This is a genomic window from Pseudomonas viridiflava (assembly GCF_900602065.1).
Taxonomy (GTDB): domain Bacteria; phylum Pseudomonadota; class Gammaproteobacteria; order Pseudomonadales; family Pseudomonadaceae; genus Aquipseudomonas.
This window is the reverse complement of sequence record NZ_UWFN01000265.1, coordinates 645866-659064: the sequence shown is the minus strand read 5'-3', so window position 1 is coordinate 659064 and position 13199 is coordinate 645866. Positions and strand designations below refer to the sequence as shown.

The following is a 13199-nucleotide window of genomic DNA, read 5'->3' as shown; positions in this document are numbered from 1 at the left end:
AAAGGCCGTTGCGGTCACTGCATATCTGTCTGACGCAATATCGCCTTCCCGAATAAATTCGGTCCCACGGGTTCTGCGTCGCTCGCGGTTTGCGGTGATCCTGTGGGAGCGAATTCATTCGCGAAAGGGCCGTTACAGTCACTGCATATCTGTCTGACGCAATATCGCCTTCCCGAATAAATCTGTCCCACAGGGCTCTCACTACCAGTATCTGTCACAACCCCCTGCTAAAGTCCGGCGATTCAATTTTGAGGTGTGTCCCGATGCGGCTTGCCTGGCTGGTGCTGTTGTTTGTGGTCTTCAATGCCAATGCTGAACCCTCGGCGGCAGTGAAATCCCTTGAAGATTACGCCTTCCCGACCCGCAACGACCAAACCCGAGAGGGCATTCGCACCGACGCATTACTGGTACTGCGTGACGGTGAGGTGGTGTACGAGCGCTACGCCGGAGTGACCGCTGCCCAGACCCCACACCTCACGTGGTCCATCAGCAAAAGCATCATGGCGACGGTTTTGGGCGTCGCGTTTGGTGAAGGTCGCTTTGCGCTGGATGATCCTGCTGCAAAGTTCTATCCCCCGCTCAACGCTCACCCTGATATCACCCTCAAGCATCTGATGCAGTGGACCTCCGGCCTGGATTGGCAGGAGGACTATGAATACGCACCGCTCAACTCTTCGGTGGTCGCCATGCTTTATACCCGTGGCCGGGACGACATGGCGCGCTTTACTGCCGGGCATCGCAGTGCTCACAAACCGGGTACGTCGTTCCTGTATTCCAGTGGCGACAGCAACGTCCTGTCTGCCGCGCTGAAAGGCATGGTCGGGGAAAAGGCCTACGCGGACTATCCATGGACGGCACTGTTCGAGCCGCTGGGCATTCGCAGCGCTGTGTGGGAGACCGATGCCAGCGGCACGTTTGTCGGTTCTTCCTACGCCTACATGACGGCACAGGATCTGGCCCGTATTGGTTTATTAATGCAACGCGGCGGGCTCTGGAATGACCGACAGTTAGTGCCCAAAGCCTGGGTCGACTTCGTTCTCACGCCGTTCGCCAATCAACAGCCAAATGCCGAGGTCTCTGGCGGCCAGTGGTGGCTCAATCAAACATCCAAAGGTGATATAGGCCCATGGCCAAGTGCGCCTGGCGATACTTTCGCCGCGCTGGGGCATTGGGGGCAGGCGTTGTATGTGGTCCCCAGTACCGGACTGGTGATCGTGCGCTATGCCGATGACCGGGATGGCAGTTATTCCCATGACGAACTACTGAAGCGGGTCTTGGCAGCTTTTGGCGGGGAGCGCGCGCAATGAGCAGTCGCAAAGGTTTTATCCGACGTCGTCCGTTCAGCAGCCTCTTGCTACTGGTCTTGATCATCGTGGCGGTGCTGGTCTGGCAAAACCGCCTCGCATTGGCGGCATTCCCAAGCATCATCAGCGCCTATACCGCCAAAGAGTATTGCTCCTGTCGCTACGTCATGCTTAATTCCGCCGAGTATTGCCGTGGTTACGTCAAACAGTACGTACCGAGCAGCTTGCTCGACGACGCGGCGAATAAACGGGTAACTGCCGAAGGTCTTGGCCGCAGTAATGTGGCCACTTGGCAGGGCGAGCGACAAGGCTGTCGCTTGCTACCGTCAGCGCCATGAAAAACCGGATGCGAACGTAGCAGTTCGCCAGCGGTCAGACAGGCGGTATGGTTGCCCCTTAATGCGCATCTGGAGTTTGCATGCCCATCACAACCCGCCTGTTGCTGGCTTTGCTGGCGCTGACCGCATTGCCTGCTCAGGCGAACTGGTACTTGGACAACGAGTCCTCAAGGCTGTCGTTCACGTCGACCAAAAACGCCAACATTGCTGAAGTCCATCGCTTCCTGACCTTGCATGGCAAAGTCGATCGTAAAGGCGCAGCTGAGCTTGAGGTAGAGCTGGAGTCCGTCAGCACCGGCATCGCCCTGCGTGACGAGCGCATTCGCGAGCAAGTCTTTAACATCGATAAATTCCCCAGAGCGAAAATCAACGCTCAGCTCGACCTGGGGCCGATCAACGATCTGGCGCCCGGTGCACAGCTTGAATTAAGGCTGCCGTTGGTGGTGCAACTGCATGGCAAATCCCATAGCTATCGAGCCGAGCTGCTTGCTACACGCCTGGATGAGCGACGCTTTCAGGTCGTGACGCTTGAGCCGCTGGTGGTCAACGCTCAGGATTTTGATCTTGTGCCGGGCTTCACGACGCTGCGCAATGCCGCCGGACTCTCGGCGGTCAGCCTCGCGGTGCCCGTGGGTGCTGTCTTGATCTTCACGGCGCGCTGAGGATGAGCGGTGCAATATTTCCCTGGCGTGAGAACAACCAGTTCCAGCTGTTGATCGACGGCCCGTCGTTCTTTCCGCGCATGATTGCTGCCATTGACGCTGCTCAGCAGCAAGTCGAGCTGGAGCTTTATCTGGTGGAGGCGGGCGCGTGCGCCGATGCAGTAGTGCGAGCCCTGGTGGACGCGGCCAAGCGCGGCGTAATCGTGCGTTGCCTGTTCGACGACTTTGGTGCTCAGGCCTTTACCCTTGGGTTGCGCAAACGTCTGACCGACGCGGGCGTGATCCTGCGCTTCTACAATCGTATTAACTGGCGACGCGGTGTGCGTAACTTCTACCGCGACCATCGCAAATTACTGTTGGTGGACAAAAAGCTCGCGGTAGTCGGCGGCACAGGTGTCACCGATGAGTTCTGGCAGCCCGCCGAGCCGGTCAGCGAGTGGCATGAGGTCATGGTTGAAATCACCGGGCCATTGGTCATTGACTGGCAGGCACTGTTTGATCGGCAGTTTCACGCCAATCCGCGCCGTACAGCCTGGCGTCCAGCGGAAAACTTCGGTCTGCCGCGCTTGCCCAAGGTCCCTGTCAAAGGGCATGGGTTAGGTCGCGTCGCCTATGCCGACTCCCGCCAGCACCGTGACATTCTGCAATCATTGGTGCGGGCGCTTAACAGCGGTCATAAGCGTATCTGGCTGGCGACGCCGTATTTCCTGCCTACGTGGAAGGTCCGTCGCTCGCTACGGCGTGCCGCGGCTCGGGGGATTGATGTCCGCTTGCTGCTGACCGGCCCGCGCACCGATCACCCTTCAGTACGCTACGCCGGGCATCGCTATTACCCGCGCTTGTTGCGTGCGGGCGTGAAAATCTTCGAGTACCAGCCGTGCTTCCTGCATTTGAAAATGGTCCTGATTGATGACTGGGTCAGCATTGGCTCGTGCAACTTTGATCACTGGAACCTGCGCTTCAATCTGGAAGCCAATCTGGAGGCTCTCGACGTCGGCCTGACCCGCGATGTGGTCGCCAGCTTTGAAAAAGACTTTGCGGTCAGTAAGGAAATCACCCTGGCCGACTGGAAAAAGCGGCCTCTGTGGCGGCGGATCAAGCAACGGCTCTGGGGCTGGATTGATCGGTTGGTGGTTAATTTGCTGGATAAGCGCGGCTGAGGTGGGACCGGCCGGGCGGCGTTCCCACAGGGCACGCGTTAGCTTCAAGCTATGGGGGGTAAGCACAAGGCTTGTAGGAGCCAACTTGTTGGCGAGGCTGTTTCTGATACGCCGCTTCGCCAACAAGTTGGCTCCTACAGAATGTGGCTTTCATATATTTGGTGTTTGCATCTGTAGACTCTAGTTGCTAGTGTTTGCATCTACAGATGCAAAAGGTGTTTCGCATGTCCGCAGTCCCGCAACTCCAGCCTCTCTCCAAAGAACAATGCGTCTCCGGCCTGCGCGCAGCGTTGCGCATTCTCGACAAGTGGAATGCGTCCAGTGAGCAGGCGTGTCGGATTTTGCGTATCTCGCGCAGTACCTACACGCGGGCCAAGCAGACGGGCTCGGAATGGTCAGTCGGACTGGACATGGATCAGATGCACCGCATCAGCTTTGTGTTGAACATTCATGCGGCGTTGCGCACGGTTTTCGACAATCCGGACAACGTTTACGGCTTTGCAACGATGGACAACGGCAACGAGTTTTTCAACGGCCGTAAGCCGCTGGACATCATGGCGCAGGGGGATATCGTTTCGTTGTACGAGACCTTCCGCCGTGTTGATGCACTCCGGGGCGCGCAGTGGTAACGCTGGAAAGCCTTCCGCTGCTGGCTGATGAAGAGCGGCGGGCGTATCGGCTGGTCAACTCCAGATTCCCTCCCATCGACCTGTTCGACGATGTAGCTGACGCAGCGGAGTTCGAGGCGTTGTATCAATTGCAGGCGCTGACCAATCCGCGGTTACAGAATGAAGTGGGGCGACTTGCCCTTATCCCGGTTTCGGAGATTCCCTTTGGTATTCCCGGCTGCTCTTACGCCGTTGGTCCTTTCACCCATGTAAATCCTTCAGGTTCACGGTTTAGCGATGGTGCGTTTGGGGTGTTGTACTTGGCCGATGTGATGGAAACCGCCATCGCAGAGGTGCGCCATCATCAGAACCACTATTGGTCGAGAGTGGCAGGACTCAACTACGAGCGCTTTCTGTTTCGTGGTCTGTGTTGCACATTCGATGAGGATGCAAATCGCGACGCCACCGGGCTGCCACTTTCAGACCCGATCTACGATCCTGATGATTATTCCCATGCTCGCCAACTGGGCCACGCCGCCAAGCGGGCAGGGTGCCCGGGACTGCGTTACAACTCGGTTCGCTCGCCGGGCAACCATTGCTGGGCATTGATGACGCCCAGGCATGTGAAGTCGATTGTTCAGACCGCGCACTACGAAATGATCTGGAGTGGGCAGATCACCAGTGTGAGTCGTCTTTCGAATGCTTGAGTGTGTTTATGGCACCGCGCTGTCGCGCAGCAAACACTGGACCTGTAGGAGCTGCCGAAGGCTGCGATGGCGGTGTATCAGAATGAAGGCTTCGCAGCCTTCGGCAGCTCCTACAGTAGCCCTCGCACTTCAATAAAAAACCCGCATCTCTGCGGGTTTTTTATCGAGGCCGATGTGCTTACTGCACTTCTACCGCCAGGCTGTCGCTGATCTTCTTCTGCCAGATCTGCGGGCCGGTGACGTGGACGGACTCGCCCTTGCTGTCGACGGCAACGGTAACCGGCATGTCTTTGACTTCGAACTCGTAGATCGCTTCCATGCCCAGTTCGGCAAAGGCCACGACTTTCGACTTCTTGATCGCCTGAGCCACCAGGTAAGCAGCACCGCCGACAGCCATCAGGTACACGGCTTTGTGGTCTTTGATCGCTTCGATAGCGGTCGGGCCGCGCTCGGATTTGCCGATCATGCCCAACAGGCCGGTCTGATCGAGGATCTGCCGGGTGAATTTGTCCATCCGCGTGGCGGTAGTCGGGCCAGCCGGGCCAACCACTTCTTCGCGCACCGGATCAACCGGGCCGACGTAGTAAATGAAGCGACCTTTGAGGTCCACCGGCAGGGTTTCGCCCTTGTTGAGCATTTCAACCATGCGCTTGTGGGCAGCATCGCGACCGGTGAGCATTTTGCCGTTGAGCAGGACAGTTTCGCCTGGCTTCCAGCTTTGCACGTCTTCCGGCGTCAGGGTGTCGAGGTTGACGCGACGGGCTGACGGGCCTGCTTCCCAGACGATTTCCGGGTAGGCATCCAGCGATGGCGCTTCCAGCGAGGCAGGGCCGGAACCATCAAGCACGAAGTGCGCGTGACGGGTGGCCGCGCAGTTAGGGATCATGCACACCGGCAGAGAAGCCGCGTGAGTCGGGTAATCCATGATCTTCACGTCGAGCACGGTGGTCAGACCGCCCAGGCCCTGGGCACCGATGCCCAGTTGGTTGACCTTCTCGAACAGCTCCAGACGCATCTCTTCGATACGGTTGGAAGGGCCGCGCTTTTTCAGCTCGTGGATGTCGATGGACTCCATCAGTACTTCTTTGGCCATGACTGCGGCTTTCTCTGCAGTACCACCAATACCAATGCCAAGCATGCCAGGCGGGCACCAGCCAGCGCCCATGGTTGGCACAGTTTTCAGTACCCAGTCGACGATCGAGTCGGACGGGTTGAGCATGGCCATTTTCGACTTGTTTTCCGAGCCGCCGCCTTTGGCAGCCACGTCCACTTCCACGGTGTTACCCGGGACGATGGAGTAGTGAATAACGGCTGGAGTGTTGTCTTTGGTGTTTTTACGCGCACCGGCCGGGTCGGCCAGGATCGAGGCGCGCAAGACGTTTTCCGGCAAGTTGTAGGCGCGACGCACGCCTTCGTTGATCATGTCGTCCAGGCCCATGGTGGCCCCGTCCCAACGGACGTCCATGCCGACGCGCACAAATACGGTGACGATGCCGGTGTCCTGGCAGATCGGGCGATGACCGGTCGCGCACATGCGCGAGTTGATCAGGATCTGCGCCATGGAGTCACGGGCAGCAGGCGACTCTTCGCGCAGATAGGCTTCGTGCATGGCCTGAATGAAATCTACCGGGTGGTAGTAGGAAATGAATTGCAGGGCGTCGGCTACGCTCTGAATCAGGTCGTCTTGCTTGATCACGGTCATGTGGGCGCGCTCCTCTGTTTAGGACGGGAACATTCAAAATATAGTCTGAGCCATCTGCGTTCGAGCGATGTCTCATGGCTGCAACAGCGTGGCTGGCTGCGACAAAAAGGCGCGGCAGTATAACCCGCAACCTCTTGGGTCCATCCATCGGTTTTGCGCTTCGCACTCTTTTGCTCTTCGAATGGCTTAACCCAGCACCAGTCGGTGTCGCTGGCAATAACGCCTTCAAACCCCCGTATCAAAAGGGACGCAAAGGCGGGGATGCGAGTTGCAATTGAATCTATTTGAACGTATTTAACCTGTATTGGCTGGAAACTTTTTGATGTGAGTCTAAAGTTCCGGGCTTGGTGCCACTATGGGAAGGAATCCTTTTTGAGCACGATAAGCGCACGGGAAATATCTCCCACCACGCAATCCCTTTTTCTGAAGCGTTTTGGCTTGGCTGCAGCCACTTATCTGTTGGTGACAATGCTGAGCTGGCTGGCGATTTATGCGGGGGAACTGCATCAGCCGATGCTGGAAACAGTGATTACCTGCGTTTTGGTGCTATTGAGTCAGCTCGCCGTATTTGTCGTATTTCTCACCAAGCTGAACCAGCGTTTCACGGATGCCAGCCTGACTGAGTTCCAAGTGTTGCTCGCCCTGTGCTGGCTGACCTGGCTGCTCTCGTGTCTGGACGGGGCGCGCAGTGTATTTTTGATTGTGTATGCGCCAATCCTTTTGTTTGGCCTGTTTCAACTGACGCCAATGGTCTTTGCCCGATGTGCGGTGTTGGTACTGCTGAGTTTTGCCGGTATCAACCTGTGGGAGTTCCTCGACGGAACCATGCGCAAACCCGGAACCGTGCTCCTGCAGATCAGTGCACTGTTCGTCATGTTGCTGTGGCTTAGCCTGTTTGCCGGTTATGTGAATGCCCAGCGCCAGCGAATGCGTCACCGCCGCTATGCCTTGCAGGCTCACCAGGACACATTGCGCGGGATGATGGTGCAGCTTGAAGAGTTGGCTGCTACCGATGAACTCACCAATCTGTACAATCGCCGCTACTTTTTGCGCATGGCTGCCCGGGAGTTGAATCTGCTGGGCAGTGACGCTTCCCATGGTCTGGCCTTGATTGATCTCGATCACTTCAAGCGCATCAACGATAACTATGGTCATTCGGCAGGCGATCAGGTGCTCCAGGCTTTTGCGGCCCGTGCTGAAGATTGCCTGCGCGACAGTGATGTACTGGCGCGCTACGGTGGAGAGGAGTTTGTGTTGTTCATACCGCAATGCAACGAGCAACAACTGATCGATTGTTGTGAGCGTGTACGTGACGCTTTCAGCCAGGTGGAGTTGCCGACGTTGCCGGACTGCAGCCTGAGTCTGTCGGTGGGCATGACCTTGCTGCAGCGTGGCGACAATCTTGATGACGCATTGCAGCGGGCGGACCAGGCGCTTTATCGGGCCAAGCGCACTGGACGCAATCGATGTGTGTCTGGCTGGGAAAATGTAGATGCCTGAATTGCAGGTGGGGGAGCGTCGCTGGACGGTCGCCTCAGGAAGTAACTTGCTGGACAGCCTCAATCAGGCGGGCATCGCGGTCCCCTACAGCTGTCGAGCCGGGAGTTGCCATGCCTGCCTGGTGCGCTGCATCACTGGCGAACCTGCTGACGCACTGCCTGAAGCGCTTGATCCTGTTAAGCGCTTGCAGGGCTGGCGTCTGGCCTGCCAATGCCGAGTGATCGACGATCTGGCGGTTCAGGCGTTTGATCCGCTGTGCGACGGCGCGCCTGCGCGGGTAGCGGGCTGCGACTGGTTGAGCCCAGCGGTACTGCGTTTGCGCCTGGAGCCTGAGCGGCCGTTGCGTTATCGCGCCGGGCAGCATCTGGTGCTCTGGACCGCCAGCGGGGTCGCCAGGCCTTACTCGCTGGCAAGTTTGCCCGGCGAAGATCCCTATCTGGAATTCCACCTTGATTGCCGCCAGCCCGGCGCATTTGTCGATGCCGCCCGGCAGCTGGAAATCGGCGATTCCATAGGTCTTGGTGAATTGCGCGGCGGTGCCTTGCAATACGATCCGGACTGGCAGGAGCAGCCTTTGTTATTGCTGGGCGCCGGGACCGGGCTAGGCCCGTTATGGGGCGTGCTGCGTGAGGCACTGCGTCAGGACCATCAAGGGCCAATCAGGCTTATCCATTTGGCGCGTGATGGCGGTGAGCATTACCTGCGCACCGAACTGACTGAGCTGGCAGGTAATCATGGTGTTCAGGTGCAGCTAGTGACGGCTGATGAGCTGGAGGCGACGCTTGCAGACCTGCGCATGCTGTCGCGCAAGACCATGGCGCTGGTCTGTGGCAGCCCGCAAAGTGTAGAGACCTTTGCCAAGCGACTTTATCTGGCCGGTATTCCGCGTAATCAGGTGTTGGCGGATGTGTTTGTGGGGCGTGATTAAAGCATTCAAATGCGAGATTGCGCGGTGCCATAGACACCGGGGTCTCTCCTATAGAAGTGCGCTGTTGTTCACCCTCGGTCAGCAAATACAAAAAAGCCCCGACTCTCGCGAGCCGGGGTTTTTTGTTTACTGCGCGGGCGGTCTTAGACCAACGGATCGCCGACGTGCAGGATCTTCATGCCGTTGGTGCCACCGATGGTGTGGTAGCTGTCGCCCTTGGTGAGGATGACCCAATCGCCTTGCTCAACGAGACCGCGCTTGAGCAGTTCGTCTACCGCAGACTGGCTGACCTGGCCTGGTGGCAGGTTGGCCGGGTCGAACGGTACGGTGTAGACGCCACGGAACATTGCTGCGCGTGCCTGAGTCCCGCGGTGCGGGGAGAACGCGTAGATCGGCACCGAGGAGCGAATGCGCGACATGATCAGCGGGGTATAGCCGCTTTCAGTCAGGGCAATGATCGCTTTCACACCTGGGAAGTGGTTAGCGGTGTACATGGCCGCCAGCGCGATGCTTTCGTCACAACGGGTGAACGAGTGACCGATGCGGTGGCTGGAGGTTTTACCTGTCGGGTGCTTTTCAGCACCGATGCAGATACGAGCCATCGCCTGAACGGCTTCGATCGGGTAGGAACCGGCAGCACTTTCAGCAGACAGCATCACCGCGTCGGTGTAGTCGAGCACGGCGTTGGCCACGTCGGATACTTCGGCGCGAGTCGGCATCGGGCTGGAGATCATGGACTCCATCATCTGCGTCGCTACGATCACCGCTTTGTTATGACGACGAGCGTGCAGGATGATGCGCTTTTGCACGCCAACCAGCTCTGCGTCACCGATTTCAACGCCCAGGTCGCCACGGGCAACCATGACGGCATCACTGGCGCGGATCAGCGCGTCCAGCACTTCGTCGTTAGCCACGGCTTCGGCACGTTCGATCTTCGCCACCAGCCAGGCAGTACCGCCCGACTCGTCACGCAGCTTACGGGCGTATTCCATGTCCGCGGCGTCGCGCGGGAATGAAACGGCCAGATAGTCCAGCTCCATTTCAGCAGCCAGCTTGATGTCCAGTTTGTCTTTTTCGGTCAACGCCGGGGCAGTGAGGCCGCCACCGCGACGGTTGATGCCTTTGTGGTCAGACAATGGACCACCGATCAGCACGGTGCAGTGCAGTTCGTCGGCAGTCTGGGTGTCAACGCGCATGACCACGCGACCGTCGTCGAGCAGCAGCTCGTCGCCTACGCCGCAATCCTTGACCAGATCCGGGTAGTCGATACCCACGATTTGCTGGTTGCCTTCGGTCAGCGGGTGAACAGTGGAGAAGGTGAACTTGTCACCGACTTTCAGTTCGATTTTCTTGCCTGCGAACTTGGCGATACGAATTTTCGGACCTTGCAGGTCACCCAGCAGAGCGACGAAACGCCCGTGCTTTGCGGCGATTTCGCGAATAAGCCTGGCGCGTGCCTTGTGCTCATCCGGGGTGCCGTGGGAGAAGTTCAGGCGAGCAACGTCCAGACCCGCGAGGATCAATTGTTCGATGACTTCCGGTGAGTTACTGGCAGGGCCAAGAGTGGCGACGATTTTGGTGCGGCGAACGGTCATGCACAAACTCCTTATATGAAGCGCAGCGAGAGGCTACTACTGTCTTGATCTGTAGTCATGTTTCTTTGCACTACCGCGATGTTTTGCCGGTGCACAATCGGCTGACGATCGGTGTCAAACCTGCTTGAAGAAATCTTGTTTCAGGCCGATACATTGCAGAGCACAGGAGAGTCCCATGCGAATCGTGATGATTTTAGTATTGCTGGCAGCTGTCAGCGGCTGCACCCGGATGGCCATGAATTCCAATTTGAACAGCGCGTATCGGTCCTATGACCGTGGTGACTGTGAGGCCGTAATGTTGAGCCTGTCCAAGGTCGATCGTCAAAGCCGGTCGCGCCGTTACGTTCAGCCTGAAGTGTCGATGCTGCGTGGGCAGTGTCTGGAGCGGCAGAAACTGTTTGTCGATGCAGCGCAGACCTATCAGTTCATCATCACCCAGTACCCTTACAGCGAATACGCCTTCAGAGCTCGTGCCCGATTGGAGACTCTTCAGCAATTAGGTCACTATCCACGGGTGCAGACTGCACAGGTCAGCCCTGTAAAACGGTAGATACACCCGTTTGAATCTTCTGTATCGCTTTTGAGTGGCTGAACGGCGCAGTTGGTCTAGTCTCTGTAAAAGCAGACGAACGCACGTGACTTCCAGGACTTGTAACGGGTCAGAGTCACGTTTCACTGCTATGACAAATCTGAGGTTTGTCTGTATCAGGGACGCTGACCGTCTTGACGGTTATCAGGAGTTTTAGCGCGACCATGCTCAATGGTCACCTATGGCGGCTTTATCTATGTTGAAAGAGCGAAGAATCGAACGGCATCAACTGCCTTGCTACCTCCGGGTTTTCAATCGCTACACCAACAAGCAATTAGGCTGTCTGGGCAATGTTTCCGAGCAGGGACTGATGCTCATCAGTGATCTGCCAATGCTGGTAGGCGCTGATTTTGAACTGCGCATGCAGGTACCCTGCGAGCGCGGAACGCCTGTAACCCTGGAGGTGACAGCGACGTGCCTGTGGTGTCATGAAGATGAGACGCCAGGTAGCTACGACTCCGGATTCATACTCACCGAGTCGCCGCCAGAGTATGCGGAGCTGATCCGTGCCTTAAGGCACTACTTCAGCTTCTATCCGATGGAAGCGTCGGCCTGACGCAACGTGTTATCTCGCAGGCGAGACGTTGTGCCTGCATCGTGCGAAGGCCGCCTCGCCGACAAATCGGCTCTTATCAAGTAAATATAATTACCTGACTTGTAATGTTTTTCTGTAGGAGCTGCCGAAGGCTGCGATAGCGGTCTGTCAGGATAAATGCTTCGCAGCCTTCGGCAGCTCCTACAGGTCTACGGTTTACTGCATGGCAGTGGGATGTATCACAGCGCTCCGGATTTTTTCCAGCTCAGATAGCGACTGATCAGTTCTGGGCCAAGATCCGCTGGTCGTGAGTCCAGAACCGGGATGCCGTGAGCACCCAGCCGTTGATGCAGTACGGTGCGGGCGTTCAAAAAGTCGATGGTCCCGCAATACAGCAGTGCTTCTTCATAGGTCTGTACAGGTGATTGCCGCAGAGTGTCCAGTACCTCTTCGCGCAAGCTGACCACCAGAATCCTGTGCTTCTGGCCGAGTAGTTTGACCGCCGACAGCAGTTCTTCGTCATCCTCATCGCGCACATTGGTCATCAATACCACGAGCGCCCGGCGCTTCTGTCGGGCCAGCAACTGACGTGCGGCAGCGCTGTAATCGGCAGATTTGCGGGTGGTATTCAGGTCGTAAACGCTATTGAGCAAGGTGTTCAACTGGCTCGGCCCTTTAACGGGCGCAAGGTAGCGGTCTTGCCCGGTGGAAAAAGTCGACAAGCCCACTGCGTCGCCCTGGCGTAACGCTACATGCCCCAGCAGCAATAAAGCGTTGAGGGCGTGATCGAAATGCGAAAGCGCGCCGTCCTGGCTGCGCATGCGTCGACCGCAATCGAGCATGAAGATGATTTGCTGGTCGGTTTCCTCTTGATATTCCCGTGCGATGGGCGCTCGGTGGCGGGCGGTGGCTTTCCAGTCGATTTGCCGCAGGCTATCGCCTTCTCGAAATTCCCGTAACTGGTTGAACTCCACCCCCAGGCCACGGCGCTGACGCTGGCGCACGCCTATCTGGCTAAGCCAGTTCTCAACGGCGTGCAACTGGCCTCCGTTGATCCGGGTGAAGTCTGGATAGACCCGCGTGCTGTCGGTCAATGCCAGGCGGCGACGAGCCCGCCACAGGCCCATCGGGCTGGGCAACTCCAGTTCACACTGCGCAAGCTTGAAATGCCCCCGTTGCAGCGGACGCAGCCTGTAGGTCAATTGGGCCTGCTCGCCGGGCCGCAACGTAATGATCTGAGGAAGATGCTCGGCCTCGAAACCGTCCGGCAAATGATCGAACACTTGCACGATGAGTTCGCCAGCATAGTCATGACTCAGTTCCAGGCGCACATCGGTCCAACGGCCCAATGCCAGGCTGCCTGGAATCTGGCGTTGCAGGCGCGGTGATACGGTGCGACTCAACCGGAACGCATCGACCGCCGCAATCATCAGTAATGCCAGCAGCAACCCGCCAAACAGCAGGCCGAGTTCATCGGGCACCTTGACGGCCAGCGCAGACAGGATGCCGAGGAGCAGCGCCAAGGCCGTCAGGGTTCCCAGCCAGCCGAGCAATGCACGCGACGGTTTCAG

13 protein-coding genes are annotated in these 13199 nt (G+C 57.7%); 10 read left to right on the top strand and 3 right to left on the bottom strand.

Features of this window, described 5'->3' with window-relative positions; translation table 11 throughout:
- Positions 1–263 precede the first annotated feature (263 nt).
- From EE949_RS18220 to EE949_RS18195, 6 genes are all read left to right on the top strand, one after another.
- Positions 264–1307: a serine hydrolase domain-containing protein gene (locus tag EE949_RS18220; protein WP_122665541.1), complete on the top strand. Its 1044-nt coding sequence runs from the start codon at positions 264–266 to the stop codon at positions 1305–1307.
- Complete coding sequence (locus EE949_RS18215; protein ID WP_122665540.1) at positions 1304–1642, top strand: amidase; 339 nt, start codon at positions 1304–1306, stop codon at positions 1640–1642. The genes EE949_RS18220 and EE949_RS18215 overlap by 4 nt, the downstream gene beginning before the upstream one ends.
- Before the next feature lie 80 nt (positions 1643–1722).
- Complete coding sequence (locus EE949_RS18210) at positions 1723–2304, top strand: YceI family protein (protein ID WP_087264800.1); 582 nt, start codon at positions 1723–1725, stop codon at positions 2302–2304.
- Between the two features lie 2 nt (positions 2305–2306).
- Positions 2307–3464 carry a phospholipase D-like domain-containing protein gene (locus EE949_RS18205; protein WP_122665539.1) on the top strand — a complete coding sequence of 386 codons (1158 nt, stop codon included), beginning with the start codon at positions 2307–2309 and terminating at the stop codon, positions 3462–3464.
- A gap of 224 nt (positions 3465–3688) precedes the next feature.
- A complete protein-coding gene (locus EE949_RS18200; protein WP_122665538.1) occupies positions 3689–4093 on the top strand; it encodes an antitoxin Xre-like helix-turn-helix domain-containing protein in 405 nt (134 codons plus the stop codon).
- Positions 4087–4779, top strand: a complete 693-nt coding sequence (locus EE949_RS18195) for an RES family NAD+ phosphorylase (protein ID WP_122665537.1) — start codon at positions 4087–4089, stop codon at positions 4777–4779. The genes EE949_RS18200 and EE949_RS18195 overlap by 7 nt, the downstream gene beginning before the upstream one ends.
- A gap of 178 nt (positions 4780–4957) precedes the next feature.
- On the opposite strand, the gene EE949_RS18190 is transcribed toward EE949_RS18195, so the two are convergent.
- Positions 4958–6481: a fumarate hydratase gene (locus EE949_RS18190; protein WP_027900590.1), complete on the bottom strand. Its 1524-nt coding sequence runs from the start codon at positions 6479–6481 to the stop codon at positions 4958–4960.
- A 468-nt stretch (positions 6482–6949) separates the two neighbouring features.
- Here EE949_RS18190 and EE949_RS18185 point away from each other — a divergent pair, with 468 nt between their 5' ends.
- Complete coding sequence (locus EE949_RS18185) at positions 6950–7981, top strand: GGDEF domain-containing protein (protein ID WP_122665584.1); 1032 nt, start codon at positions 6950–6952, stop codon at positions 7979–7981.
- Positions 7974–8909: an iron-sulfur-binding ferredoxin reductase gene (locus tag EE949_RS18180; protein ID WP_122665536.1), complete on the top strand. Its 936-nt coding sequence runs from the start codon at positions 7974–7976 to the stop codon at positions 8907–8909. Before EE949_RS18185 ends, EE949_RS18180 begins: the two co-directional genes overlap by 8 nt.
- A gap of 143 nt (positions 8910–9052) precedes the next feature.
- Here EE949_RS18180 and pyk read toward each other — a convergent pair whose 3' ends face one another.
- On the bottom strand, positions 9053–10504 hold the full coding sequence (pyk, locus tag EE949_RS18175) for a pyruvate kinase (RefSeq protein ID WP_122665535.1): 1452 nt from the start codon (positions 10502–10504) through the stop codon (positions 9053–9055).
- A 175-nt stretch (positions 10505–10679) separates the two neighbouring features.
- On the opposite strand from pyk, the gene EE949_RS18170 reads away from it, so the two are divergent.
- Entirely contained in the window at positions 10680–11054 is a 375-nt protein-coding gene (locus EE949_RS18170) for a tetratricopeptide repeat protein (RefSeq protein ID WP_027900594.1), read from the top strand.
- A gap of 235 nt (positions 11055–11289) precedes the next feature.
- Positions 11290–11649, top strand: coding sequence for a PilZ domain-containing protein (locus EE949_RS18165; protein WP_122665534.1), 360 nt, complete (start codon positions 11290–11292; stop codon positions 11647–11649).
- A gap of 218 nt (positions 11650–11867) precedes the next feature.
- Here EE949_RS18165 and EE949_RS18160 read toward each other — a convergent pair whose 3' ends face one another.
- Positions 11868–13199, bottom strand: coding sequence for a DUF58 domain-containing protein (locus EE949_RS18160; protein ID WP_122665583.1), 1332 nt, complete (start codon positions 13197–13199; stop codon positions 11868–11870).